The sequence below is a fragment of the Mucilaginibacter gotjawali genome (assembly GCF_002355435.1).
In the GTDB taxonomy this organism is placed as follows: Bacteria; Bacteroidota; Bacteroidia; order Sphingobacteriales; family Sphingobacteriaceae; genus Mucilaginibacter; species Mucilaginibacter gotjawali.
Map to the genome: position 1 here is coordinate 3,257,193 of NZ_AP017313.1, position 26,020 is coordinate 3,283,212.

Here is a 26,020-nt window from a genome sequence, read left to right on the forward strand (position 1 = left end):
AGGTCAGAGGTTAGTTTTTAAATATACTTCCGATCAATACGCTTCTCCTTAGTCCTTCTCTTTACTGCTATCAGGTCGTGAATAAATGCATAGCCCAATTGTAGTATTTAATATACCAGCAAAGACACTTTAAAATGATTGTTCGGTGAAAACTGATAAAGTTACCTTCCACTTTATCCAATCCTCAATCACTATTATCTGATTGACTAACGCCCTACTCGATTTCAAAAACCCTGCCTTCAATAGCGAGTTCGGTACCGGGGAAAACGCTCCTGGCTTCATCCAGTAATTCATTCAACGTTTTGTAGCGTGCAGAAAAATGACCTATAATAAGTTTTTTTGCATTTGATTTAACCGCAATTTCCGCGGCCTGCAGGGCCGTAGTATGATGTGTTTCGATAGCCCGTTCAAGCATGTTGTTCAAAAAGGTAGCTTCGTGATACAGCAGGGTAGCATTCTTTATCTGGTCAATATACCAATCCCCCGGCAACGTATCCGAGCAATACACGTACGTCTTAGGCTCGCTTGAATCTATGGTCAGCGTGTCATTTTTATATAGCTTACCGTTGGGTGCAGTGTAATCAGCACCTTTTTTTAGTGCAGAAAAGTATTCAACAGGTATCTTTAATTCTTCAACTTTTTCTTTAATCAGTTTACGCATCCGCTTTTTCTCCCTGAATAAAAATCCGGTGCAGGCCATCCGGTGATCGAGCGGAATGGTCTCAACCGTCACATCGGCGTTATCAAGGATAACTTCAGCAGCGGCTGCATTGGTAAACTTATAGTTCACCTCGTATTCCAGCGTCGTTTCTGAAAATTTCAGCTGGATATCGATGATCTCCTTCAGGTTGGCGGGGCAAAAAATATTTAGCGGTTTGTCCCGGCCATTTAGCTGCATTGATGAAAGCAAACCAATAAGGCCAAGATAATGGTCGCCGTGAAGATGACTGATAAAAATATGGTCAATACGCCTGGCTTTAATGTCAAATTTTAACATTTGCTGCTGGGTGCCTTCACCACAATCTACAAGGTAAAGACGCTCGTTAATGTTGAGCGCCTGCGCGGAGGGATTTCTATTAAAAATGGGAGTTGCCGAACTGCTGCCAAGTATTGTAACTTCAAATTTCATACCTGGTAAACAATCAGGTTGTTTATTTTGCTTCTTTTTTTAATTCTTTTTCAATTTCTTCCATAAACACCAGGTCGATTGCTTCTTCAGGTGTAGGAACAATGGTTAGCACATTATCGAGCTGGGAAATTGTTACCAACCTTGCCACTGCATCATTTAACCCGGTTAATATAAAAGTACCTGAAGCATTTTTGCATAAACGATGACCGACAAGTAAACTGCTCAATCCAGAAGAATCGGCAAATTTAACCTGTGAAAGATCAAAAACTATATTCCGCTGGCCTTCTGTGTTCATCAAAATCAACTCAGATTTCAGTTGCGGAGATATCAATGAGTTTAATTTGGATTCATTTAGCTTTAACAGAATATACTTTTCGTGTTTATCAACCGTAAATTTCATTTTTTAGTCTAATTAAAAAGCTAAGATAATATTATTTTGTGTACAAATATAAAAATTACAAACTACTAAGCGCATTCTTTATCGCATTTTCTACCCTGCTCAATACATTGTCTTCAGCGGGCTTAACAAAAGCTTCGCCGGTTATTTGTTCATAAAGCTCAATATAGCGTTCGGAGATGGATTTAACGATCTCTTTGGTCATCAATGGCACTACTTGTCCGTCCTTTCCCTGGAAACCATTTTCTATCAGCCATTTCCTTACAAACTCTTTGGAAAGCTGTTTTTGCGGCTCTCCTGTTGCCTGCCGTTCTGCATACCCGTCACTATAGAAATACCGTGAAGAATCGGGCGTGTGAATTTCATCGATCAGGTATATTTTGCCATCGGCTTTACCAAATTCATATTTGGTATCCACCAATATTAAACCTTGTTTTCCTGCTATTTCGGTACCGCGCTGGTACAAGGCCCTGGTATACTTTTCAAGCTGTTCATAATCCTCAGCCGTAACAATCCCCCTTGCCAATATTTCTTCCCTTGAAATATCTTCATCATGCCCTACGGCTGCTTTGGTAGTTGGCGTGATGATCGGCTGGGGTAGTTTATCATTTTCTTTTAATCCTTCGGGCAAACTTACCCCGCAAACCTGTCTCCTCCCTGCGCTGTACTCGCGTGCGGCATGCCCGGCAAGGTAACCGCGGATCACCATTTCCACTTTAAAAGGCTCGCAAATGCGACCAATGGTAACACTCGGATCGGGTACGGTAACTACCCAGTTGGGCACGATATCAGCCGTGGCCTGCAAAAATTTAGCCGCTATCTGGTTCAGTACCTGCCCTTTGTAGGGTATGGGCTCGGGCAATACCACATCAAAAGCCGAGATCCTGTCGGTAACCACCATTACGAGGTATTTATCATTAATGGTATAAACATCCCTTACCTTGCCCTTGTAAAAAGCGGTCTGGCCGGGAAAATTAAAATGAGTTTCTTTTATTGAGTCCATGTTATTTAGTCTTGAGTCCTGAGTCTTGAGTCTCGAGTCTAAATTTTTCTGACTTTAGACTAAAGACTCCCGACTTGGGACTTATTGGATATCCCCGTATGCCGCTAAAATTTTTCTTACCAGTTTATGTCTTACCACATCTTCGCCGCTCAGGTAAACAATTTCTATTCCGCCAATATCGGTTAGTATGCGTAATGCTGTATGCAAACCTGATTGCTGTTTTTTTGGTAAATCTATCTGGGTTACGTCGCCGGTAACGATAAATTTTGCTGATGGCCCCATACGGGTCAAAAACATTTTCAGCTGCATGTCAGTCGCATTCTGCGCTTCATCCAAAATCACAAAACAGTTATCTAAAGTACGGCCGCGCATAAATGCAAGCGGTGCAATTTCAATGGTCCTGTTTTCCAGGTAGAACTTTAATTTCTCCGCCGGGATCATATCATCCAGCGCATCATAAAGCGGACGCAGGTATGGGTCGATCTTTTCTTTCAGGTCGCCGGGTAAAAACCCGAGGTTCTCCCCTGCTTCAACAGCGGGCCTGGTTAAAATGATCCGTTTAATATCTTTGTTTTTCAGCGCCCTCACGGCAAGGGCAACTGCTGTATAAGTTTTTCCGGTACCGGCAGGGCCGATAGCAAAAAGGATATCGCTTTTATTGATGCATTCAACCATACGGCGCTGATTGGCGGTACGGGCCTTTACCATCACACCATTAGGCCCGAATACGATCACCTCGCCGCTGGCAAATTTGTCTGCCGAATTATCGGGCAACGGTATATCCGAAGCTTTGTGTCCCAAAATCCGTTCCAGATCGGTAATATTCAGGTTCTCGTACTTTTCTACATGCTGCAGCAAATGCAAAAATTTCTCTTTGAAAATATTGATCTCGTGGTCGTCCCCCAGTACCTTAACTTCGTTGCCCCTGGCCACTATTTTAAGTTTTGGATATTGCTTTTTAATAATCTCGAAATGATCATTATTTGGCCCCCATAAAACGGCGGGGTTTATTTGTTCAATTGATAATTTAAGTTCGTTCAATACAAATTGATTTTTAGTTACAGATTTTTATGAATTAAAAATTGAATATTTGTAGCGTTTTAGAAATGGAGATTTGAGATTTGAGATATGAGATTTGAGACCAATTTACCTCACATCTCATATCTCATATCTCACATCCCATATCTCAAAAATGCTTGCACAAGATTAGTGATAAATATTTAAAAAATTAATGGCAATAATAACTTTAACTACTGATTTGGGCGATAAAGATATTTATCAGGCTGCCCTTAAAGGAAGTATCCTTAAATTATTGCCCACGGTAAACATTGTTGACATTACCAACAGTGTTGCCGCCTACAATATTCAGCAGGCAGCGTTCATTTTAAAAAACAGTTATTACTACTTCCCCGAGGATACCGTACACCTGATCGGTATCGATACGGTATATAACGAAGAAACCCGCTACCTGGCTATCAGGTACAAAAACCATTATTTTGTGGGCGCCGATAATGGCATATTCTCGCTGATGTTTGATACCGAACCGGAGGAAATATTTGAATTAAACATTATGCAGGACCTTAAATTCCTGCATTTTCCGCTGGCTGATATCTTCGTGAAAGCTGCCTGCCACCTGGCCAATAATGGTAAACTTTCAGAAATTGGCCTTCGGGTAGATGAGATCGAGAAAAAAATGAACCTGCAGCCGGTTATCGAAAAAAACCTGATAAAAGGCGCCGTTATTTATATCGATTCCTTCCAGAATGTGATCACCAATATTACGAAAGACTTTTTTACTTCTGTACAACAGGGGCGGCGGTTCCTGCTTTCTTTTAAACGTAACGAAACGATCAATCACCTGAGCTGGCATTATAATGAAGTGCCCGAAGGTGAAAAACTTTGCCTGTTCGGGATCAGCGACCACCTTGAGATCGCTATTAATAAGGGTAATGCCAGCGGGCTGCTTGGCCTTAACCTTGGCGACACGGTAGTTATTGATTTCCAGGATCAATAACAGCTATTTTGCCCGACCATTTTCACCAGCATACAAATTCGTGCTAAATTCACAAAACCAATGCTTTCCAATCGTGTTAATCAACTACTATACAGCATGGGAAAATATATTTTTTTTATCATTTTTATTTTATTGACGGTTGGCGCCCGCGCCCAACAAAAAAGCGATTCGCTTGCGTACCAGTTGCAACGGACAAAAATTAACGGTATGCTGGCGCAACGAACACAAAAATTTGGGCAGTACAGCGAGAGTTTGGCAATGCATACCGGCATTTTTGGTCTTCAGACGAAAAAGGATATTCGCCGGTCGAATGATATTTTGATCGATATTATCAAAACAGATAATGATATTTATAAGCAATTAAAGATCCTGCTTGATTTCCGCGCGTTTCAGCAAACCCAGGTACAAACCCACTCATCAGAAGTTGAAGAAAGCAAAATCGGTTATATGACCACGATCAACAAGTTACGAAACGAGGTTGACCAGCTTAAAACAGCAGCACAAAAACAGGAAGCGGATGAAGAAAAAACAATCCGTGCTTTTATTCTGGCGCTGGCTGCGATGCTGGTTTTGGTTTTATTCCTTTCAACACGGCCACGAAAAGTAAAAGAGAAAGTTTGAAACAATAATAAACACCTTCGGGAACAAAACCCGCCTGATTAAAATGTTTATAGCCGTTAATCGTCCTATCTTTATAACAAAAGAAAATTTAAAACGATTCAATGGCCCGAGGACGACTAAACAGCAGTAATAAACCCGAAGCTGAACTACCCAAAGCGAAATTAAACAAGGAAACTTTAACCAAGGTAAAACGCCTGTTGGCCTATATCCGGCCCTACAGGGGCATGTTTATAGCCGCTTTGTTTTTTTTGTTATTATCAAGTCTGGTAGGCCTGGCATTTCCCTCATTTATAGGTGCATTGATTGATACAGCTGGCGGCAAGCGAATTAAACCCGGTATTTTACCCGGCACCATCAGTGGTATCTTAAGTTTGGCGCTGTTGGTATTGTTTTGCCAGGCCATTGTTTCCTTTTTCAGGATCTTATGGTTTGTAAACGTTGCCGAACGGTCACTGGCCGATATCCGGAGGGATACTTATTTTAAGCTGATCACCCTGCCGATGAATTTTTTCTCCAACCGCAGGGTTGGTGAATTGAACAGCCGCATTTCGGCCGATCTTTCGCAGATCCAGGATACATTGACGACCACAATTGCCGAAATGATCAGGCAAACGGTTTTATTAATAGGCGGTGTGGTTTTTATGGCTGTCGTTTCCATTAAACTAGCCATTGCGTTATTGGTACTATTGCCACCTCTAATTGTATTCGCTATATTCTTCGGGCGTTTTATCCGAAAAATATCCAAACAGGCCCAGGATAAACTGGCCGATTCAAATACCATTATTGAAGAAACATTACAGGGTATAGCCAATGTTAAAGCTTTTGTAAATGAAGCATTTGAGGCCGGCCGCTACGGTAAAAACATCAGGGAAGTTGCTGATATCGCCATCAAAGGCGCTAAATACCGGGGCGTATTTGTATCATTCATTGTTTTTTTCCTGTTTGGTGCTATTGTATCGATAGTTGGTTACGGTTGTATCCTGGTAAGCCATCATGAACTAAAAGTAGGCGAATTACTTCAGTTTGCCCTTTATGCAATGTACGTGGGCAGCGCAATGGGCAGCTTCCCCGATTTATATGCCAACATGCAAAAAGCAGTTGGGGCCAGCGAGCGCGTGCTGGAAATACTGGAGGAAACAGGCGAAGAAGTCTCGATCCGCGAAACAGATAATGTGATCAAACAAAAAATCGAAGGAAATCTTGCCTTTGATAACGTAATATTTGCATATCCATCGCGCCCGGAAATTACAGTACTGAAAGGAATTTCATTTAAAGCCGATGCCGGGCAAAAGGTTGCCATCGTTGGCCCCAGCGGTTCCGGTAAATCAACCATGGCAGCTTTGATATTGCAATTTTATCATCCGCAAAGCGGGTTTATTTCCTTTGATGGCAAACCATCCTATCAGTATTCACTTACCGATATCCGTAACCAGGTGGCCATCGTACCTCAGGATGTGCTATTGTTTGGCGGATCGATACTGGAGAATATCGCTTACGGCAAATTAAGTGCCACTAAAGAGGAGATCATCCAGGCAGCCCAAAAGGCCAATGCGCACCAGTTTATTGATTCATTTCCCGAAAAATACGATACGATTGTGGGTGAACGCGGCGTAAAACTATCCGGCGGGCAGCGGCAGCGGATCGCAATAGCCCGCGCGCTGCTTAAAAATCCATCTATCCTTATCCTTGATGAAGCCACTTCCTCGCTCGACTCTGAATCAGAACGTTTGGTACAGGAGGCGCTGGAAGAATTGATGAAAGACCGTACTTCCATTATCATCGCCCACAGGCTTTCCACTATCCGCGAAGCGGATAAGATCATCGTGCTTGAAAAAGGAAAGATCATTGAATCAGGCAACCACGCAGAACTGATCAGCAATGAATCCGGCTTATACCGCTATTTAAGCGGGCTGCAGTTTGAAATCGGGTAAGGTGTGGACACGATTTTTAAGATTGGAACGATTAAACAGGATGTAAGTTATATCGATCCTATAAATCTTTAAAATCCGGAAATTAAGATTATACCGGTATTTGAGCGGGGCAGTTTGAAATCAGCTGAGATTGTTACTACATAACTTTTAAGATTGGAACGATTAATTGAACCTGGTGTCATGTCAATCAAAAATCGACGTTCAGGCGCTATCAAAACAGCTTAAAATTACCGGGAGGGGGGTATGTAAAATAGTGTAAACCCCATTTTCTTGAAAAAACATCTAAAATTCTCATTATTAGATATTTATAAAATGTAAATTTTAAAATGTGTAAACCCGATGTAAACCATTTTAATGCTTTTTTGCGTTAATTAAACTTGCAGATTGACGATTGGTCAATTTATGGTTGACACGACACCAGGTTGTATCTATCTTATAAATCTTTAAAATCCGGAAATCGTGTTCAGACAATAACTCTTGATATATCTTCCCGTATAAATGCTCATATTTATACCTATGATATTTCGCCTGAAAACTGCTTTAACCATTTCAGCCATTGTATTCCTTTGCAATTGCAATAACGAAAACTCCGAAGCTGACAGCATCGCCGTAAAAAATATCACGGCCGCGGTTACGCCCGATACCAACAAAATTAACCCGATCAACCAGCCCCAGCTCAATTACGTACGCCCCGGCACACCTGTTCCGTTAAAAAATATGTTTGGTATAAACGCTTACGAATGGAATTTTGAAGAGAATCCGGGTAGCCCTAATGACCGTAAACATATTTATGAGGATAATATGGCGCTGATCAAAACTTTCAGCGCGGTACGGCATTACCTTAACTGGAACCGGATGGAAGGCGGTAATAAAGGTGATTATTCTTTTAACCCGGCATTAAGCGGCGGCTGGGACTATGACGTTATTTATGAACGTTGCAAACAGGATGGCATTTTAGTTTTGGCCGATCTGAAAAACATTCCGCAGTGGATGATCAACACCTACCCTGCCATCTCTAAGGATAATGACAATGCCCCGGTAATTTATGGCAAAAGCCTGGAAGATCCGGCATCTTATATCGACCAGGCTAAAATGGCTTTTCAATTTGCGGCAAGGTATGGCTACAATAAAAACGTAGACAAGGCGCAAGTTAGGGTAGTTACCAAAAAACGATGGAACGATGATATTCCGAATCAGCCAAATATTGGCATGGGCCTGGTTAAATACATAGAGTGCGGCAATGAGCGTGACAGATGGTGGGGCGGCGATGAAACCCACCAGAACGCGGAACAGTATGCCGCTAACATGTCGGCTTTTTACGATGGCAATATGGGCAAACTGGGCCCGGATGCCGGGGTAAAAACAGCCGACCCTAATATGCAGGTGGTAATGGGCGGTTTGGCGTCAGCAGACATCAAATATGTGCAAAGGATGATCAACTGGTGCAAAATTCACCGGGGGTACAAAAAAGACGGCAGCATTAACCTTTGTTTTGATGTGATCAACTATCACTTGTACTCCAACAATGGGGACGTAAGGACGCACAAACGCGCCACAACGGGCATTGCGCCCGAATTATCGAACGACGGCAGCATCGCCAACGATTTTGTAAAACTGGCCAGCAGCCTGCCCCAGCACCCGGAAGTGTGGCTGACAGAAACCGGCTACGATATTAACCAGGAAAGTTACCAAAAGGCTGAGTCCATTGGCAGCAAAACGATATTGCAGGACCAGGCGGACTGGATCTTAAGGACGTCATTGCTGTACATCCGCTACGGTATCAAACGCGTATTTTTTTACCAGTTGTTTGACGATCATGCCGGCGGCACATCCCAGTATGCCACTTCCGGCCTGAATGAAGGTATTAAGCGGCGCCCCGCAGCTGACTATATTTTGCAAACCACCAAACTAATGGGCGATTACAGCTATGTAAAAACCATCAGCAAGGACCCATTGGTTGACCAGTATACTTTGGGCAAAAAAACCATGTATGTACTTACGATCCCTGATGAAACCGGCAGAAAGGGCATCTATACCCTTGACCTTGGCAAAGCCAAATCCGCCAATATTTATCACCCGAAAGCGGGTGCTGATGTGATGGAGAAAAGCCAGGTAAACACCATTAACGGTAAATTAAAAATTGACGTTACGGAGACGCCGGTGTTTGTGGAAGGGGCTTTGAAATAAATCAAAAACGCGTCTCAGAGAAGCCATGCATAGCGTCTCTATATTATTTTAATCTAATTTTTTGTAGAAAGCCAATTTCTATAATTACATTAGTAATCGATTAAAACCTTAAACAATTTATCAATGGAAAACCCGGCAACCTTACCCTCTCCATCGGTTGAACGATGCTATGCCTGTGCTAAAGAAGTGGCAAATGCCGATGTTTACTGCAACAATTGCGGCTATCCTTTAAAAGGAACAGAATGGGATCAAAAAAAATTTATCGGGAAGCAGAATGAGGTTGATATTAACCTTCCGGAATTTCAAAAACGGCTAACACATGCTGCCAACTCGTTTTATTACCTTGCAGGGGCGTTTATTGTTTACGGGCTTTTCTATTTCTTCATAAAAATGGATGATCCCGGCGTACTCAGTTTTGTGTTGCCCAATTTCATTTTGGCCATTGTATTTTTAGTACTTGGCGCTTATAGCAAAATAAAACCGCTTGCGTGTATCGTTTCCGGTTTGTGCTTATATATCATCGTGCTGGTTTTAAACGCTGTTGGCAATCCGGCATCAATAGCATCGGGGATAATTCTTAAAATAATAATCATCGGCTATTTGGTAAAAGGCATAAAATCTGCGCTTGAAATAGAAAAAATCAAAAAAGAAAACAACATATCCTGATCCTTTGCTACCGCTTGACGATGATCTTCCGGGAAAAAAGCCGTGTATCCAATGTGGTACGCTCATCGCTTTGGACGGGAAATTTTGCAACCAATGCGGCGCCAGGCAATCGGCACAAAACGCAAACGCACCGGTAAACAGCTGGGGGCTGCTTCAGCAAGCCGGGTTGTTTTTTGGGATAGATATTATAGTTTGTGTTTTGGGGCAATTTGTTGAGGCACTGAAGACATTTTCGTTTTTCCTCTTTTCTGACATCGTAATGGCCATCAGTGCTGTTTTATTTTTTAGTTTAAACTGGAAAGAAAACAAAAGCCTTTTAAAGTGGCATAACTTTTCATGGCAAAAATTAGCAGCTTACTGTGCAATAGCGATGGCCGCGCAGGTATTGGTGCATTATTCGGTCGATTGGCTCAACCTGGTCGTTTATTCAAAAGATGAAGATTACGTTCAACATTTAAACGGGAGCTTTGCAGGCGGACTTTTAGTGGTATTCTTTACCGCCATTGCACCTGCTATTTTTGAAGAGTTGGGTTACCGGGGATACCTTTTACAAACTTTATTAAAAATTGCCGATAAAGAACAGGCGGTTTACATCACCTCTTTCCTTTTTGCTATCATTCACATGAGTTTTCTTTCACTTTTCTGGCTCATCCCCTTCGCGCTTTTCCTGGGCTTTGTGCGGATAAAAGAAAACACCCTGTGGTACGGCGTATTTTTTCACTTCTGTTTTAATTTAACAGCCTGCATATTTGAGTTGCTTTAAAAGTGTTTATTTCCGCGTTTTTTGCATGATTTTGCAAAATTCGGTGTAATCAACACAACAAATCGGTGTAATCATAATTACTAATCGGTGAAATCCCCTTAAAATGCTATTTTTGCGGATCAATGGAACACATTCGTAATTTTTGTATCATAGCGCATATCGACCACGGCAAAAGTACCCTTGCCGACCGCTTGCTTGAATATACCCATACTATTACCCAGCGCGAGTCGCAGGCCCAGTTACTGGATGACATGGACCTGGAGCGCGAACGCGGCATCACCATAAAAAGCCATGCCATCCAAATGGATTATGAGCTGGATGGGCAGAAATACATTTTAAACCTGATAGATACACCGGGGCACGTGGATTTTTCCTACGAGGTTTCGCGCTCCATTGCCGCCTGCGAAGGCGCGTTGCTGATCGTTGACGCTGCGCAAGGGATACAGGCGCAAACCATCTCCAATCTTTATTTGGCTTTAGAAAACGATTTAGAGATCATCCCGATCCTCAATAAAATGGACCTTCCGGGCGCTATGCCCGAAGAGGTGAAAGACCAGATTGTTGAGCTGATCGGCTGCAAAAGGGAAGAAATACTTGCTGCATCCGGCAAAACCGGCATGGGTGTGCACGAAATATTGAAGGCAATTGTTCACCGCGTACCCCACCCTGTCGGCGATCCGAAAGCACCGTTGCAGGCTTTGATCTTTGACTCGGTTTTCAATTCTTTCCGAGGGATCGTTGCCTACTTTAAAGTAGTAAACGGGGAGATCCGCAAAGGTGACAAGGTAAAATTCTTCGCTACCGAGAAGCAGTATAATGCCGACGAAGTAGGCACCTTAAAATTAAAGCAATCGCCCCGGGATGTGATCAAAACCGGCGACGTAGGTTATATCATCTCAGGAATCAAAGAAGCACGGGAAGTAAAAGTTGGGGATACCATCACCCACGTTGATCGCCCCTGTGAAGCGGGGATCCAGGGTTTTGAAGAAGTGAAACCAATGGTATTCGCGGGCATCTACCCTGTTGATACCGATGACTTTGAAGAACTGCGTGATTCGATGGGCAAACTGCAGCTGAATGACGCTGCCCTGGTTTTTGAGCCGGAATCATCAGCAGCTTTGGGATTTGGTTTCCGTTGCGGGTTCCTGGGTATGCTGCACATGGAGATCATCCAGGAGCGGCTTGAACGCGAGTTTGACATGACGGTGATCACCACGGTACCCAACGTATCATACATCGCCTATACCACCAAGGGCGAGCCTATCACTGTAAATAACCCATCGGACCTGCCCGACCCTAGCAGGATCGACTACGTGGAAGAACCTTATATCAAGGCGACGATCATTACCAAATCGGAATTTGTGGGTCCGGTAATGTCACTATGTATCCAAAAACGCGGTTTTATTAAAAATCAGTCGTATTTAACGTCCGATAGGGTTGAACTGATATTTGAAATGCCGATGGGCGAAATTGTTTTTGATTTTTATGATAAGCTGAAAACCATTTCCAAAGGCTACGCCTCATTCGATTACCACCAAATTGGTTACCGCAGATCGGATCTGGTTCGTTTGGATATCCGCTTAAATGCGGAGCCTGTTGATGCGTTGTCATCCCTGATCTTCCGTGGAAACTCTTACGATTTCGGCAAAAAGATCTGCGAAAAATTAAGGGAGCTGATTCCGCGCCAGCAATTTGAAATTATTATACAGGCATCGATTGGTGCCAAAATCATAGCGCGCGAAACCGTTAAGGCTTTGCGTAAAGACGTAACCGCCAAATGTTACGGCGGTGATATCTCGCGTAAGCGAAAATTGCTTGAAAAGCAGAAAAAAGGCAAAAAACGCATGCGGCAGGTAGGCAACGTGGAGATTCCGCAGAGCGCGTTTATGGCGGTACTGAAACTGGATTAGACGTGAGATATGAGATTTGAGATATGAGACAAAACGCTATATCAAAAATCTCACATCTCACATCTCACATCTCACATCTCACATCTAAAAATGGAATTACTCGACGGAAAATACGTATCAGAAAAAGTTAAGGTTGAAATAGCGGCCGAGGCTGCTAAAATACTGGCAAGAACCGGCCGCAAACCTCATCTGGTGGCTGTACTGGTTGGCCACGATGGCGGCAGTGAAACTTATGTGGCCAGCAAAATGAAAAACTGCGAAGCTGTCGGCTTTAAATCATCTTTGGTGCGATATGAAGGTGATGTTAGCGAAGAGGAACTATTGAACAAAGTAGCCGAACTGAATGCGGATGCTGATATCGACGGCATCATTGTGCAATTACCCCTCCCAAAACATATCGACCCGGAAAAAGTAACGGAGAAAATTGATCACCGCAAAGATGTCGATGGCTTCCACCCTATTAATTTAGGCCGGATGCAGCGTAATTTGCCTTCTTTTATCCCCGCCACACCTTACGGCATCACCCTGATGTTGAAGGAATATAATATTGAAACCTCGGGCAAACACTGCGTGGTGGTGGGCCGCAGCAATATCGTTGGCTCGCCGATGAGCATTTTAATGGCGCGTAATACCTACCCGGGCAATTGCACCGTTACCGTTTGCCATAGCCGCACGCCTGATATCAAAAAATTCACGCTTGATGCCGACATCTTGATCGTTGCCATCGGTAAAAAGAACTTTATAACCGCAGATATGGTAAAAGAAGGCGTTGTTGTTATAGATGTCGGAATGAACCGCGAAACCTCCACCCTCACCAAATCAGGTTTTAAACTTTTTGGTGACGTTGATTTTGAAGGAGTATCCCAAAAAGCTTCCTGGATAACCCCGGTACCAGGTGGTGTAGGGTTGATGACCATTATTGGTTTGCTGAAAAACACCCTTGCATCCGCGAATAAACAGGTTTACCCGTGAAGAATTTAACTATTAATGCTCTCCTATCGGGCGCTGTTTATGGTTTCGTTCAGAACACTCCAGGGTTTCGGCATGTAGAATCCCTTAAAACAGCGTACCCTGTAACAAAAAGAAGATCCCGATGGCGGCGAAACCCATGCTGCCGATCCACAGCGCCTTTCGTTTGGTGATGATAGAAATTGCGCCTATCGCTATCGCTACCTGGAAGAGGGTTACGCCACGTGCCAGGATCTTATGCTTGGCGACATGCTCGTCTGATTCCTTTTGCAGGGCTTTTGCTTCTTCACTGATTTTGGCCTGTTCGCGTTTATTGGCGCTTACTTTGGCGGTATCTTTAGCAGCCGGGGTTTTACCCATGGCGATGAGCAGGTTATTGGACGCGGCCAGCACCTCTGATTTAATGCCCTTCGCCTGGTAATAGGCCCACTGGTCGGATGATTTGATCTGCGCCAGCATAGCTTCGTCAGAATGGTCGCCCGCTAAAAGCCCGGTTATAGCGGCCAGCACGGCTATGACCGCAGTAGTTAAAGCCACATACAGCACCCAGCGCTCTTTACCCTCCGAAAGGATGTGGTGCGCGTGCTCATTACTTTGTTCGTGGATATTTTCTGAATAGTTCTCTATTTCGCTCATAAAATATTTTTATTTTGCTATTAAACCGGTATTAATTGAATTGTTGGGTAGCTATTGAAGAAGATCGGGGTCGGCCCCTTCAGGATCTTTGTAATATTTAATAAACTCGGCAACCTCTGCGGCTTCTTCATAGGTGAGTTCGCCGATACCGTCATAGGTCCATTCGCTCATATCCTCGTTAAAGGAAATATCCCCCATCCCTACTACGCCATCGCTTAACTTGTAAACACCAGTTGAATAGTAAACATCCCCCGGCAAAAGTTGGTTTACCGGAATAATTGTAAGGTGCACCGGACCATCCAGTGTATTAATATCATAACCTACCTGGTTTATCATGGCTTAATTGTTTAATGCAAAATGAGGTTTAATTTATCTGTTGTTTTGACGGATAAAGCTAAGAAATCTTAGTCAAAATTTTCAATTTATACCGAATCTAACAACAATAATAATAAGTTTGCAGTTGGTTCATTAGTTCATTGGTTCATTAGTTTATTGGTGGTTTGTTTATTAGAAATTAATACTTACCCTTTTCACACTAATGAACCAATGAACAATTGAACTAATGAACTAAAAAGAATGAAATTAACCATACACGGGGCAGCCCGACAGGTTACCGGGAGCATGCATTTGCTGCAGGTGGGCCAATATAAAATATTAGTGGATTGCGGACTTGATTACGAAAAAGACCGCAGCATTCAATCCAACGAAAACTTTCCTTTTGATCCTGCCGAAATTGATGTAGTTGTTTTAACACATGCACATATTGATCATTCAGGCAATTTACCAACACTGGTGCGCATGGGTTTCGAGGGGCAGATTTTGTGCACCCCTCCTACTGCCGATCTGACAGAACTACTGCTGCTTGATTCGGTAAGCCTGTTTATGCGGAAAGCACAAAGCGGACGTAAAAATCGCAGGGGTAAGTTTAATAGCGGCTCGCAACCCTTATATCTTCAAAAGCACGTAATGGATACGGTGGAACGGTTTGTCACCATAGGCTTTAACCGTCCGTTTAAAGTAAACGGAGATATTGAACTAACCTTTATCCCCATTGGTCACTTACTGGGCGCCGCTTCGGCGGTATTTAAGGTGACGGAAGATGGTATCGAAAAATCCATTGCCTTTACCGGTGATGTCGGCCGTAAAAACTACCCCGTACTTGACGATCCCTCAGAACTTCCTGATGTGGATTACCTGGTAACAGAATCTACTTATGGCGGCAGGTACCACACTAAAGATAAAAGTGTTGAACAAACCCTGATGGAGACTATCGAGAAAGCCTGTATTAAAGAACAGGGCAGGTTGATCATCCCGGCGTTCAGTATTGGGAGGACGCAATCGTTGGTTTATTCCCTCAACAAAATATTCAGCAGCGGGTTGCTACCTCCTGTTAAGGTTTTCGTGGATAGTCCGCTGGCAATGCGGTCAACAGAAGTGTTCAGGAAGTACCATTACCTGGTTAATGCCGAGGCGCAGGATTTTTATAACCGCAGGGGTGATGAATTTGAGTTTGATAACCTTACTTATGTGGAAACACTGAAAGATAGCAGGCAGGTTTCAAATTACTACGAGCCCTGTGTCATCATCTCATCAGCAGGAATGCTGGATGGCGGCCGGATCCAGGATCACCTTTTTTATAATATCCAGAATTATTATTGCACCATCCTGTTTATCGGTTACTGCGCCAAAGGCACTTTAGGCCACCGCTTATTGCGCGGGGACCCTATCGTCCATATCAAAGACCGAGACTTGTCTGTTTATGCCACTATCAAACAAACAGACGTGTTAAGCGCCCATGGCGATCATGACGACCTGATGAACACGGTAAAGCAATTGGATAAAGGAAAACTGAAAAACGTATTCCTGGTACATGGGGAAATGCAAAGCATGCAGGCTTTTGCAGATGCATTAACGGAGGATGGATACCCGGTAGTAATCCCCGAAAATGGTGTTACTTACTTGTTAAATTAATCAACATACTCCCCCTAAAATAATTACACGAATGAAAAACTAATTCCATTCGTGTAATTCGCTATAATTCGTGAAGATTCGTGTCAAATTATTTTTTGAAATGCTGGATGATCAAACTCGCCAGTTCAATACCTATCCGCTCCTGCGCTTCGTTTGTAGCAGCGCCGATATGCGGGGTTAAGGATATTTTCGGATGGCTCAGAATGTCCTGCCTTGGGGTTGGTTCGTTGGTATAAACATCCAAACCTGCAAAGGCAATTTTTCCGCTGTTTAAAGCCTCAAGCAAAGCATCTTCGTCTATCAGGCCGCCACGTGAGCAGTTTACTACAGCAGCGCCTTTTTTCATTTTTTCAAATTCAGCCGTACCGATTAAAGGTTTATCCACAAACGGAGTGTGCAGGGTGATAAAATCAGCTTTCGTAAGGATCTCATCCAAAGTTGCAGTAGTAACGCTTACTTTCACTTTTGTACCGCCGCCTAAAGTCAGTTCAACTTCGGGGTTAAAAGGGTATACGTCGAAAGCTAAAACATCCATACCGATACCGATAGCCATTTTAGCAACTTCGCGGCCGATACGACCGAAGCCTACGATGCCCAGCGTTTTACCGCCCAACTCGATGCCTTTAGCATAAGCTTTTTTCAGATCGTTGAATTTTGTTGCGCCTTCAACCGGCATTTTGCGGTTACTGTCCTGTAAAAAACGAACGCCTGTAAATAAGTGTCCGAATACCAGTTCAGCAACAGATAATGAAGACGAGGCAGGTGTATTATAAACGCCGACACCTTTTTCTTTGGCATAATCAACATCTATATTATCAACACCAACGCCTCCCCTGCCTATCAGTTTCAGGTTAGGGCAGGCATCTATCAAAGCCTTGCGTACTTTAGTGGCGCTGCGAACGGTTATCGCATCGTAATTTTGTAATTTAACAGGCAATTCGTCCTGTGGAATGTTATTGGTATCGATAATAAAACCGGCTTCTTCTAAAAGTTGTTTTCCTGCCGGATCGATGCCGTCATTGGCTAATATCTTTATCATAGTTAAGTTGATTAAGTTGGATTGAGTTGATTTGGTTGATTAAGTTGAACCGAGTAACCACTCACTAAATCAACTTAATCAACCAATCAACCTATTTATTCTTTTCTGCGAATTCCTGCATGGCGTCAATCAGCACATAAACGCTGGTAATTGGCAATGCGTTGTAAATAGATGCCCTGAAACCACCAACACTACGGTGGCCTTTGATGCCTACGATACCCTTTTCTTCAGCCAGTTTCAAAAATGGTTTTTCGTGTTCAGGATTTTCCATCACAAAACAAACGTTCATGTGCGAGCGGTCCTCAACAGCACAAACCCCTTTAAATAATGGGTTACGGTCTATTTCGCCATAAAGTACTTTGGCTTTTGCAATATTTTCTGCTTCAATTGCTGCTACGCCGCCTTTTGATTTTAACCAGTTTAAGGTTAACATCGAAACATAAATAGCAAAGCAAGGAGGCGTATTGTACATCGATCCACCTTCAATCTGTACCTGGTAGTTAAACATGGCCGGTATTTTACGGCCGCTTTTGCCTAAAATATCATCTTTTACAATTACAAGTGTAGTACCGGCGGGACCCATGTTTTTTTGAGCACCGGCATAGATCAAACCGAAATCAGCAACGTTGATCTTGCGGCTGAAAATATCAGACGACATATCGCAAACTACCGGAACAGGTGATTTCGGGAAACTTTGCGACTGCGTACCATAAATAGTATTGTTTGAGGTAATATGAAAATAAGCAGCATCAGCCGGGATCACAAAATCCTTAGGGATATACGTAAAGTTGCTTTCCTTCGAGGAGGCAACTACCTGTACTTCGCCGAAGAATTTGGCTTCTTTCATAGCTTTATTTGCCCAAACACCTGTTTCCAGGTAAGCTGCTTTGCCACCTTCGGGTAAAAGGTTATAAGGAGCTAATGCAAATTGTGTGCTCGCGCCACCCTGAAGAAACAATACTGAATAACCTTCGGGAACTTCAAGCAACTCTTTAACCAGTTTTACTGCCTCATCCAGGATAGCTTCAAACTCAGCCGAACGGTGGGATATTTCCAAAATGGAAAGCCCGATCCCGTTAAGATCTAGAACTCCTGCTGCGGCCTGTTTTAAAACTTCGTGAGGTAAAATACCTGGTCCTGCGCCAAAATTATGTTTCATTGTATTTAATTGATTTTTCTATTTAGATAAAGCACTTATGAGCAATATAAGTATTGATGCAGCTCATAAAGGGTTTCATACTGGTTTACAAATTGGTGTTTGAAGAATCCTAATTAACAACTTCATATTAAGATGGGCCGAAGTTAGTTAATTTGACAATAATAATAGAGAATATTTGCTTTTTTTTTAAAATGATACAATTCAAAGACATTCGTTGCCTATAATTTTAAATATTAAAAAAATCATGGGCTTTTATTGAAATGCTTATATCAAGATCGCGATAAACCATTCAAAATTTTCAAACCGGCAATTGCTGCAGTTGGGTCCGTCGCCGAAAAAACAGAGTTGCCTGCAACTAAAACATTAGCGCCGGCCTCAATCAGCCTGGCTGCATTATGCTCATCAACGCCACCGTCAATTTCAATTAAAAGACCGGGATTCCTGGCCGCGCTTAAAGCTTTCAGGTCTTTTATTTTTTTATAGGTATTGGCAATAAATTTTTGTCCGCCAAAACCGGGGTTTACCGACATGATCAACACCTGGTCCAGGTCCTCAATAATATCGTCCAGCAAGGCAACAGGTGTATGTGGGTTTAAAACCACCGAAGCTTTGCAGCCCAACTCCTTAATGTATTGAACTGTACGGTGCAAATTAGGGCAAACCTCGTAATGAACCGAGATAATTGCAGCCCCTGCTGCAGCAAATTCTTTTAAATAGCGATCCGGGTCAACGATCATTAAATGAACATCCAGCGGCTTTTTTGCATGCTTTTTAACCGCCTTTATCACCGGGAATCCAAATGAAATATTCGGAACAAATACACCATCCATCACATCTACATGTATCCAATCTGCCTCGCTGGCATTAATCATTTCAATATCCCGCTGCAGGTTAGCAAAATCGGCCGCTAAAATTGATGGCGCTATCAGGTGGTTCATGGGGCAAAGGTAGTTTTTTTAGTCGGGAAAGTCCGGAAAGTCAGTAAAGTCCGAAAGAAAAATTGCACGAAGAATGAGATCAGTAGTGAAATCTGAAATAGATTTTTGGGATGGCTACTTAATATTATCTATAGAAAATTGGCTATATTTTTTTCAGCTTATCCATCTTTCGGACTTTACTGACTTTTCGGACTTTCGGACTAACATTAATCACAGTTCTGCAGCAAAGCGTAATACTTTTCCATTAAAACAACATCATAGTTTACCAGGGAGTTATAAGCTTCGGTAACCAGCTCATTGAGGATTGAGGAGCCGAGCTGGCCTGCACCATCGGGAATGGCATCGTAGTACTTTATTAATTCTTTTACACGGACGATCTCATTCAGTAATAATTTAACCAAATCAGGTGGAATACCATCCGGCAGCTCACCGGAACTGTTATTAATAAAATCTAAAGGATCATCTGTATTATCTTCGGCCATTTTCTATCAAAATCAATTGAGACAAGGATCCCCCAAGGTTGAGACATACATATTTAACTACGTTAAACATTGCCCAATTGAGTTTTGTTTTAATTATCTTCACAAAAGTAAAAAATCAATATTAACAGAAGAAAACCCTCCGTAAGAGGGTTTTCTTCTGTTAATATTAGTATTGGTTAGCGGGCGGGGCTGTTATAAATTAAACAAGTTTAAATCAATCAGCTCAATCCAACCTACCCGATGGCTATCGGGTTAACCAACAATTAGCCTTTATTCTCAGGCTTAGGCAAAAGCGCTTTTCTTGAAAGCTTCAATTTACCTTGTTTATCAATATCAAGCAATTTAACGCGCACTTCGTCGCCTACTTCAAAAATACCATCCATGGTTTCAAACCGTTTGTGGTCAATTTCCGAAATATGCAATAAACCGTCTTTGCCCGGCATAATTTCAATAAATGCACCGAAAGGCATTATTGATTTTACTTTTCCTTCGTATATCTCACCAACTTCAGGCCTTGCAGCAATGGCTTTAATACGGCTTACAGCCTTATCAATCGCTTCTTTATTGTCAGCAAAAATCTGTACTACACCCTGGTTGCCAACTTCTTCAATTGAAATAGTAGCACCGGTTTCGCGTTGCATTTCCTGGATGATCTTTCCTCCCGGGCCAATTACCGCGCCGATATATTCTTTATCAATACGGATGGTAATGATGCGCGGTGCATGTGGTTTGTAATCTTCACGTGGTTTTTCGATGGTCTTCTTCATTTCACCAAGGATATGCAAACGGCCGTCTTTAGCCTGGTGCAATGCCTTGCCTAAAACTTCGTACGACAGACCGTTTATCTTTAAGTCCATCTGTACAGCAACAATACCTTTTTCGGTACCGGTTACTTTAAAGTCCATATCGCCTAAGTGATCTTCGTCGCCTAAAATGTCAGACAGGATAGCATATTTGGTACCCATTTCGTTGGTGATCAAACCCATCGCGATACCTGATACCGGCGATTTGATTTTAACACCGGCATCCATCAGCGCCAATGTACCGGCGCAAACTGTTGCCATTGATGACGAACCGTTTGATTCAAGGATATCAGAAACGATACGGATAGTGTATGGATTTTCATCATCAGATGGTAACACCTGTTTTAGTGAACGCATTGCAAGGTTACCGTGACCGATCTCGCGGCGGCCTGCTCCCCTGTTCGGGCGAACTTCTCCGGTTGAAAAACCAGGGAAATTGTAGTGTAACAGGAATTTTTGGTAGCCATTGATAAACGCACCGTCAATCATTTGCTCATCATCTTTAGCACCTAAAGTAACGGTGGTTAGCGATTGTGTTTCGCCGCGGGTAAACACCGCCGAACCATGTGCAGATGGCAGGTAATTTACTTCGCTCCATATCGGGCGGATCTGGGTAGTGGTACGGCCGTCAAGGCGTTTGCCTTCGTCCAATACCAGGTTACGGATCGCGTCGTACTCCACATCATGGTAATATTTCTTAGCCAGGAATTTGGTAACGTCGTCAATCTCGCCTAAAGTGTCGATATAAGCGTCTCTAACCGCTTTAAATTTAGTAGCACGCTCGTCTTTTGCAGAAGCTGATGCAGCAATGGCGTAAACCTGCTCATAAGTAGCAGCGTATATTGCTTTCTTCAACTCTTCATTGCTGTTTTCATGGCAATAAACGCGTTTTTCGGTTTTGCCAACTGCAATAGCAAGTTCTTTTTGAATAAAACACTGGTGTTTGATAGCGGTATGCGCAAATTTAATTGCTTCAACCAGCTCATCTTCCTGGATCTCCTTTGATTCACCTTCAACCATGTTCACGTCATGCTCTGATCCGGCAACGATAAATTCTAAAGTTGCAGTCTGTAACTGGGTTAAAGTTGGGTTAATGATCAATTGACCATCCACCTTAGCTACACGCACTTCAGAAATCGGCCCGTTAAAAGGGATATCCGAAACAGCCAAAGCTGCTGATGCTGCCAAACCGGCAAGGCAATCAGGCATAATATCTTTATCAGCGCTGATCAGGGAGATCATCACCTGTGTATCGGCATGATAATCTTCAGGGAACATCGGGCGCAGCGCACGGTCAACCAAACGCGAGATCAAAACCTCATAGTCTGATAAACGTGCCTCGCGGCGTAAAAACCCACCAGGGATCCGGCCGGTAGCGGCATATTTCTCCTGGTAATCAACAGATAGTGGTAAAAAATCTGTTCCTTCTTTTGCTTCGGGTGATGAAACTACGGTAGCCAATAACATGGTATCACCCATTTTAATCACTACAGAGCCATCGGCTTGTTTGGCCAGCTTACCGGTTTCGATCTCAATGGTGCGGCCGTCACCTAAATCAATAACCTTCTTAATTACGTTTAAACTCATCTTTTTTTTGTTGTGGTACGCTTTTCATCTTTCGGAGCGCACCGGTTTTTTTATGTTTGTGTATATTGTTTTTCAATGTAAAAAGCCACCCCCTGAATTTGGGATGGCTTTTTTAAAAATAGGTGAAAGTTTTACTTGATGATATCCCTTAGCTGTAAAGCTTTGATGATGGCACGGTATCTTCCAATATCTTTTTTGAACAGGTATGCCAGCAATGCGCGGCGTTTACCTACTAATTTTTGCAGCGATAATTGGGTTGAAAAATCATGTTTGTTTTTTTTCAAGTGCCCGGTTAAATGCGCAATGCGGTAAGTGAATAATGCTACCTGACCTTCGGCTGAACCAGTGTCAGTTGCTGCCTTACCATGTTTTGCAAAGATCTCTGCCTTTGCTTCTGAACTTAAATACATTACCTGAATAATATTAAAGCGTAAATAATTTGATTAATTGTGGGTGCAAAGGTAAGTTTATTATTAATGAATTGCAAGTGTTTTATTGTTCATGGTTGATGGTTCATAGTTCATGGTAAGACGTCCAGGAAAATTATAGTCTATCAGTTTATTTTCGAAAATCCGAAAGGCCCCTGCAAATAGTTTTAATAATACTATTTGCAGGGGCCTAACTTTGTTAAAAGCGGAGGGAGAGGGAATCGAACCCGTCGTTACCTTTTAAAGTAAAACCGTTTTTAAGACAGTCGCAATAGACCAATTCTACCATCCCCGGCAATCTATAATTCACGGGGATGCACAGACAAATATAAGCGATGTTCTTAATTAACATCAGCAGCTAATTAATAATTTGGGCATTCCCGCTGATAGAAGCGGGTCGCGCTATCCGCTCATACTGCACAGGCCTTAGCCACGGCGCCTGCACTGAGCCCGCCGAAGTGGCCGGTATCCGCTCCTATCGCTAATGCTTTCAATTTCCTTTTGACTTTTAACGTTGCGCTCCACCTAAAATAATCGCTTTCGCTTTTTCCAGCAATTCATCCCGGCCGGCTTTTATACCTTCAATTGTTGGATTTATTACCACATTGATTTTTACGCCTTTGCGTTGTGTTTCCGTACCGTCAGGGTAATAGACACCTAGCCCGGATATCATGGTTGAAATTCCTCCAGGCAATTGAATAGCAGACACATCGCCGTCCGCACCCGCCGTCTGACTGCCAATGACGGTAACATTTGGCGAACTTTGCAATGCCATGGTCGTGTATTCCGCCTGGCTTTGGGTGGTGGAATTTACAATGACCACCACTTTGCCCTTGTATAATTTCAGCGATGGACTTGTCTCGGTCTCCTTAAATACAAACAAACCAGGATCGTCAGCGCTGCCTTTGGTAAACTTTACAAAACTGGATTCATCGGCTTTGATAAAAGGCACAAAGGTAAATGGCATAAAATCAGACGGATAGCAACGCATATCAATGATAATTCCTTTTGTTTTAGCAAACAAGTCTTCAATCTTTGGAAGATCCGTGTTTTTATAACGCCCGGGAAACACATAGCCAATTTGTTCATTAATCAAATAATAGCCGGGTACATTGGGAGTGGGATCAAGATCAAGACTATATTTTATAACGCCATATCCGATCCCGTTCATCAAAATATTGTATTTTTTACCATCTCTTAAAATTTCTAAATCAAAAGTTTTGGTATTATTTCGCAATAAAAACTGGCTGGGCAAATCTCTTAACTGTGTATTATAATTTGATGCAGGGGTGTATGGTAAATATTTTTTTATCAATTCGTTTATTTGTTGTCCGTTTATCTTTTCAATAACATCGCCAGGTTTTACTAACTGTTTAACATTAAGTGTATCGTTGTAATACCCGGTAACAACCAGTTTACCGCTTAAAAATTTCGCCTGGAAGGGCACCGCATATTTACCTTTATATTCAGAAAGGGCGGTATTATTACTCCACATATTGGCATGGGTATCATGTACCCGCGCTATCAGCGCAAGCGTATTTAAAACATAATCGGTGGTGTTGGCCGACCTTATGAATTTGGGGATACAATCCGGCAGCACATTATTCCAATCCTCGCCTATCGCATATTTATACGGGTAAAAATAATTGATCATATTCCAATACCTGAACAAGCAAAGCAAGCGGTAGCCCTCATCAGGATAGGTCATTTTGCGGTAATTGCTTTCATGTATAAAATCAGGATTGCCAACAGCAAGCATATCAATATAATAACCTCCGCCGATATTGCGGTTATTAAGAATCCAGCTGAGTTTATGGGTCAGTGAAGCAGATAACACCGTTCGGTTAAATAAAATACCATAATCAGGCAACAGTTTAGTGTCCGCGCCATTTACCATTGTGGCGCAACCTTTGCAAACAGGTGGCACCCCGAGGCCGTCAACCCATTTTTCAAGCACCTTACTAAGCTCCCTGTTGTTTTTTGTTTTGATCACCATCGGCATGATCCTGAAAAGTTCTGCATCCCAATTGTAGTTACCATGGGCAATTGCCGGGTGATGGTATTTTAAAAAGCCCCAAAGTTGCCCCAGGGCAGTTAAGTTGACAATTTGCTGTTTATTAATGGCGATGGTATCCATTCGCGAGCCGTTTTTAAATGTGGTATCTTTTTCGGGCTTTGATAACGATGGCGTTATTACCGGCACGTTTTCAATCGGCTGGCCGTCAATAAACAATTTAAAATTGTCGGCCCAAAGTTTTCCATCACCAATAAGCAACGCGCCGGCATTAATATTGATGGCCGCCGACGAATCATAATCAAGGTCGATGGTATATTCTTTCCAATCCGTGTTGCCTTTAACTCCCCGGTCATGCATATTGTCAAATGCAATGATTTTATCAGTGCCATCTATTCGAAGCCATAAACCTGCATAGCCCGAATTAACATTTTCAGTTTTTAAAAATCCGCGAAGCTGAATCTTTTGGCCTTTAAATGTTTTTGGAATAATATAATCGATAACACCAAACCCGCTGTCGTCGCTAACTTTTTCAATGGACAAAGAATATTTTCCGTGTTGTTTTATTACACTATCGACCTTAACGGGGTAAGCGATTAACTGCCCTGGCTGAAAATGGGTCGTCCAGCCTGTTGCTTTTGTTTTATCGGCGCTAAGGAACTCCATATCACCGTTAAAGGTAGTTGATTGAGGCAAAGCCTGGCAGCTTGTAATAAATAGAACTATTGCGACAAGTAAAGGTTTATTTTTAGGCATACTGATAAACGAACCCGTTGTACTATAAATTATAAAATGGCGGATAATTTATTTGATACCAAATCCTCATATTTGTAGCATGACGGATACTCCCATCTACACCACCTTCGAAACTGAACTCCGCGTCCGTCCGGATGATATTGATATGTTTCAGCATGTGCATAACAGCAAATATTTCGACTATGTGCTGGCGGCCCGTTACGAGCAGATGGAGCGCTGCTACGGCATGGCTATGGAGAAATTTATGGAGCGCGGTTTTGGCTGGGTAGTGCGCACCGCCTACGTAGACTATAAACGGGCCTTAACCATGGGCGATTATTTCATCGTAACAACCGGCATCGAAACCATCGACGATAAAGGCTGCCGCGTAAAATTCAGCATTAAAAATAAAGCCACCAACAAAATCTGCTGCGACGGCTGGTTTGATTATACCATGATTGATATGGCTACCGGACGCGGGACAAAGGTGCCGCAGGATGTTATTGAACTTTATACGATATAATGCGGATGTGCGGATGTGCAAATATGCGGATGTACAAATGACTCCTAATCTTATAATCTGCACATCTGAAATCTGCACATCCGAAATCTGCACATCTGAAATCTGCATATCCGCA

At 42.7% G+C, this 26,020-nt stretch carries 23 protein-coding genes and 1 tRNA gene; 10 read left to right on the forward strand and 14 right to left on the reverse strand.

Features of this window, described 5'->3' with window-relative positions:
- Window positions 1–214 precede the first annotated feature (214 nt).
- The 4 genes from MgSA37_RS14535 to MgSA37_RS14550 form a co-directional block, all read right to left on the reverse strand.
- Window positions 215–1,129, reverse strand: coding sequence for a ribonuclease Z (locus MgSA37_RS14535; RefSeq protein ID WP_096352892.1), 915 nt, complete (start codon window positions 1,127–1,129; stop codon window positions 215–217).
- 22 nt (window positions 1,130–1,151) lie between these two features.
- Complete coding sequence (locus MgSA37_RS14540; RefSeq protein ID WP_096352894.1) at window positions 1,152–1,529, reverse strand: STAS domain-containing protein; 378 nt, start codon at window positions 1,527–1,529, stop codon at window positions 1,152–1,154.
- A gap of 55 nt (window positions 1,530–1,584) precedes the next feature.
- Window positions 1,585–2,529, reverse strand: a complete 945-nt coding sequence (locus MgSA37_RS14545; protein ID WP_096352895.1) for a phosphoribosylaminoimidazolesuccinocarboxamide synthase — start codon at window positions 2,527–2,529, stop codon at window positions 1,585–1,587.
- A gap of 81 nt (window positions 2,530–2,610) precedes the next feature.
- Entirely contained in the window at window positions 2,611–3,570 is a 960-nt protein-coding gene (locus MgSA37_RS14550; RefSeq protein WP_096352896.1) for a PhoH family protein, read from the reverse strand.
- A 190-nt stretch (window positions 3,571–3,760) separates the two neighbouring features.
- Here MgSA37_RS14550 and MgSA37_RS14555 point away from each other — a divergent pair, with 190 nt between their 5' ends.
- From MgSA37_RS14555 to MgSA37_RS14590, 8 genes are all read left to right on the forward strand, one after another.
- Window positions 3,761–4,543, forward strand: coding sequence for an SAM hydrolase/SAM-dependent halogenase family protein (locus MgSA37_RS14555; RefSeq protein ID WP_096352898.1), 783 nt, complete (start codon window positions 3,761–3,763; stop codon window positions 4,541–4,543).
- A gap of 96 nt (window positions 4,544–4,639) precedes the next feature.
- Window positions 4,640–5,164 (forward strand): hypothetical protein, encoded by a 525-nt coding sequence (locus tag MgSA37_RS14560; protein WP_096352899.1) that lies wholly within the window; start codon window positions 4,640–4,642, stop codon window positions 5,162–5,164.
- A gap of 101 nt (window positions 5,165–5,265) precedes the next feature.
- A complete protein-coding gene (locus MgSA37_RS14565; RefSeq protein WP_096352901.1) occupies window positions 5,266–7,095 on the forward strand; it encodes an ABC transporter ATP-binding protein in 1,830 nt (609 codons plus the stop codon).
- Window positions 7,096–7,611: 516 nt separating this feature from the next.
- The gene (locus MgSA37_RS14570; RefSeq protein ID WP_096352902.1) at window positions 7,612–9,282 is read left to right on the forward strand and encodes a hypothetical protein; all 1,671 of its coding nucleotides are present in this window, start codon (window positions 7,612–7,614) and stop codon (window positions 9,280–9,282) included.
- A gap of 123 nt (window positions 9,283–9,405) precedes the next feature.
- The gene (locus MgSA37_RS14575) at window positions 9,406–9,948 is read left to right on the forward strand and encodes a hypothetical protein (protein WP_096352904.1); all 543 of its coding nucleotides are present in this window, start codon (window positions 9,406–9,408) and stop codon (window positions 9,946–9,948) included.
- Window positions 9,949–9,952: 4 nt separating this feature from the next.
- Window positions 9,953–10,711, forward strand: a complete 759-nt coding sequence (locus tag MgSA37_RS14580; RefSeq protein ID WP_096352905.1) for a CPBP family intramembrane glutamic endopeptidase — start codon at window positions 9,953–9,955, stop codon at window positions 10,709–10,711.
- Window positions 10,712–10,833: 122 nt separating this feature from the next.
- Complete coding sequence (gene lepA / locus MgSA37_RS14585) at window positions 10,834–12,621, forward strand: translation elongation factor 4 (protein WP_096352907.1); 1,788 nt, start codon at window positions 10,834–10,836, stop codon at window positions 12,619–12,621.
- Window positions 12,622–12,711: 90 nt separating this feature from the next.
- Window positions 12,712–13,593: a bifunctional 5,10-methylenetetrahydrofolate dehydrogenase/5,10-methenyltetrahydrofolate cyclohydrolase gene (locus MgSA37_RS14590; protein ID WP_096352908.1), complete on the forward strand. Its 882-nt coding sequence runs from the start codon at window positions 12,712–12,714 to the stop codon at window positions 13,591–13,593.
- A gap of 84 nt (window positions 13,594–13,677) precedes the next feature.
- Here the strand turns inward: MgSA37_RS14590 and MgSA37_RS14595 are convergent, their stop codons facing one another.
- Together MgSA37_RS14595 and MgSA37_RS14600 are read right to left on the reverse strand one after the other, a co-directional pair.
- A complete protein-coding gene (locus tag MgSA37_RS14595; RefSeq protein ID WP_096352910.1) occupies window positions 13,678–14,226 on the reverse strand; it encodes a DUF4337 domain-containing protein in 549 nt (182 codons plus the stop codon).
- Between the two features lie 51 nt (window positions 14,227–14,277).
- Window positions 14,278–14,562 carry a hypothetical protein gene (locus MgSA37_RS14600; RefSeq protein ID WP_096352911.1) on the reverse strand — a complete coding sequence of 95 codons (285 nt, stop codon included), beginning with the start codon at window positions 14,560–14,562 and terminating at the stop codon, window positions 14,278–14,280.
- Between the two features lie 240 nt (window positions 14,563–14,802).
- On the opposite strand from MgSA37_RS14600, the gene MgSA37_RS14605 reads away from it, so the two are divergent.
- On the forward strand, window positions 14,803–16,197 hold the full coding sequence (locus tag MgSA37_RS14605) for an MBL fold metallo-hydrolase RNA specificity domain-containing protein (RefSeq protein WP_096352913.1): 1,395 nt from the start codon (window positions 14,803–14,805) through the stop codon (window positions 16,195–16,197).
- An 88-nt stretch (window positions 16,198–16,285) separates the two neighbouring features.
- Here MgSA37_RS14605 and MgSA37_RS14610 read toward each other — a convergent pair whose 3' ends face one another.
- From MgSA37_RS14610 to MgSA37_RS14640, 8 genes are all read right to left on the reverse strand, one after another.
- Entirely contained in the window at window positions 16,286–17,236 is a 951-nt protein-coding gene (locus MgSA37_RS14610) for a D-2-hydroxyacid dehydrogenase (protein ID WP_172885328.1), read from the reverse strand.
- A 91-nt stretch (window positions 17,237–17,327) separates the two neighbouring features.
- Window positions 17,328–18,395: a 3-phosphoserine/phosphohydroxythreonine transaminase gene (gene serC / locus MgSA37_RS14615; RefSeq protein WP_096352914.1), complete on the reverse strand. Its 1,068-nt coding sequence runs from the start codon at window positions 18,393–18,395 to the stop codon at window positions 17,328–17,330.
- A gap of 269 nt (window positions 18,396–18,664) precedes the next feature.
- Window positions 18,665–19,333, reverse strand: a complete 669-nt coding sequence (gene rpe, locus MgSA37_RS14620) for a ribulose-phosphate 3-epimerase (protein ID WP_096352916.1) — start codon at window positions 19,331–19,333, stop codon at window positions 18,665–18,667.
- Window positions 19,334–19,539: 206 nt separating this feature from the next.
- Complete coding sequence (locus tag MgSA37_RS14625) at window positions 19,540–19,815, reverse strand: hypothetical protein (RefSeq protein ID WP_096352917.1); 276 nt, start codon at window positions 19,813–19,815, stop codon at window positions 19,540–19,542.
- 263 nt (window positions 19,816–20,078) lie between these two features.
- Window positions 20,079–22,205 carry a polyribonucleotide nucleotidyltransferase gene (pnp, locus tag MgSA37_RS14630; protein WP_096352919.1) on the reverse strand — a complete coding sequence of 709 codons (2,127 nt, stop codon included), beginning with the start codon at window positions 22,203–22,205 and terminating at the stop codon, window positions 20,079–20,081.
- Between the two features lie 131 nt (window positions 22,206–22,336).
- Window positions 22,337–22,615 (reverse strand): 30S ribosomal protein S15, encoded by a 279-nt coding sequence (gene rpsO, locus MgSA37_RS14635; protein WP_096352920.1) that lies wholly within the window; start codon window positions 22,613–22,615, stop codon window positions 22,337–22,339.
- Between the two features lie 224 nt (window positions 22,616–22,839).
- A tRNA-Leu gene (locus MgSA37_RS28255) sits at window positions 22,840–22,926 on the reverse strand.
- A 215-nt stretch (window positions 22,927–23,141) separates the two neighbouring features.
- On the reverse strand, window positions 23,142–25,403 hold the full coding sequence (locus tag MgSA37_RS14640; protein WP_096352922.1) for a S41 family peptidase: 2,262 nt from the start codon (window positions 25,401–25,403) through the stop codon (window positions 23,142–23,144).
- 79 nt (window positions 25,404–25,482) lie between these two features.
- Here MgSA37_RS14640 and MgSA37_RS14645 point away from each other — a divergent pair, with 79 nt between their 5' ends.
- Window positions 25,483–25,905 carry an acyl-CoA thioesterase gene (locus MgSA37_RS14645; protein ID WP_096352923.1) on the forward strand — a complete coding sequence of 141 codons (423 nt, stop codon included), beginning with the start codon at window positions 25,483–25,485 and terminating at the stop codon, window positions 25,903–25,905.
- The last annotated feature ends 115 nt before the right edge of the window (window positions 25,906–26,020 follow it).

Coding starts and splice junctions, on each gene's coding strand:
- serC (WP_096352914.1), bottom strand. CDS start 18,395: ATGAAACATAATTTTGGCGCAGGACCAGGTATTTTACCTCACGAAGTT.
- MgSA37_RS14560 (WP_096352899.1), top strand. CDS start 4,640: ATGGGAAAATATATTTTTTTTATCATTTTTATTTTATTGACGGTTGGC.
- MgSA37_RS14640 (WP_096352922.1), bottom strand. CDS start 25,403: ATGCCTAAAAATAAACCTTTACTTGTCGCAATAGTTCTATTTATTACA.
- pnp (WP_096352919.1), bottom strand. CDS start 22,205: ATGAGTTTAAACGTAATTAAGAAGGTTATTGATTTAGGTGACGGCCGC.
- MgSA37_RS14595 (WP_096352910.1), bottom strand. CDS start 14,226: ATGAGCGAAATAGAGAACTATTCAGAAAATATCCACGAACAAAGTAAT.
- MgSA37_RS14605 (WP_096352913.1), top strand. CDS start 14,803: ATGAAATTAACCATACACGGGGCAGCCCGACAGGTTACCGGGAGCATG.
- MgSA37_RS14565 (WP_096352901.1), top strand. CDS start 5,266: ATGGCCCGAGGACGACTAAACAGCAGTAATAAACCCGAAGCTGAACTA.
- MgSA37_RS14555 (WP_096352898.1), top strand. CDS start 3,761: ATGGCAATAATAACTTTAACTACTGATTTGGGCGATAAAGATATTTAT.
- MgSA37_RS14610 (WP_172885328.1), bottom strand. CDS start 17,236: ATGATAAAGATATTAGCCAATGACGGCATCGATCCGGCAGGAAAACAA.
- MgSA37_RS14625 (WP_096352917.1), bottom strand. CDS start 19,815: ATGGCCGAAGATAATACAGATGATCCTTTAGATTTTATTAATAACAGT.
- MgSA37_RS14540 (WP_096352894.1), bottom strand. CDS start 1,529: ATGAAATTTACGGTTGATAAACACGAAAAGTATATTCTGTTAAAGCTA.
- MgSA37_RS14570 (WP_096352902.1), top strand. CDS start 7,612: ATGATATTTCGCCTGAAAACTGCTTTAACCATTTCAGCCATTGTATTC.
- MgSA37_RS14600 (WP_096352911.1), bottom strand. CDS start 14,562: ATGATAAACCAGGTAGGTTATGATATTAATACACTGGATGGTCCGGTG.
- MgSA37_RS14575 (WP_096352904.1), top strand. CDS start 9,406: ATGGAAAACCCGGCAACCTTACCCTCTCCATCGGTTGAACGATGCTAT.
- MgSA37_RS14645 (WP_096352923.1), top strand. CDS start 25,483: ATGACGGATACTCCCATCTACACCACCTTCGAAACTGAACTCCGCGTC.
- rpe (WP_096352916.1), bottom strand. CDS start 19,333: ATGAACCACCTGATAGCGCCATCAATTTTAGCGGCCGATTTTGCTAAC.
- lepA (WP_096352907.1), top strand. CDS start 10,834: ATGGAACACATTCGTAATTTTTGTATCATAGCGCATATCGACCACGGC.
- MgSA37_RS14545 (WP_096352895.1), bottom strand. CDS start 2,529: ATGGACTCAATAAAAGAAACTCATTTTAATTTTCCCGGCCAGACCGCT.
- rpsO (WP_096352920.1), bottom strand. CDS start 22,615: ATGTATTTAAGTTCAGAAGCAAAGGCAGAGATCTTTGCAAAACATGGT.
- MgSA37_RS14590 (WP_096352908.1), top strand. CDS start 12,712: ATGGAATTACTCGACGGAAAATACGTATCAGAAAAAGTTAAGGTTGAA.
- MgSA37_RS14535 (WP_096352892.1), bottom strand. CDS start 1,129: ATGAAATTTGAAGTTACAATACTTGGCAGCAGTTCGGCAACTCCCATT.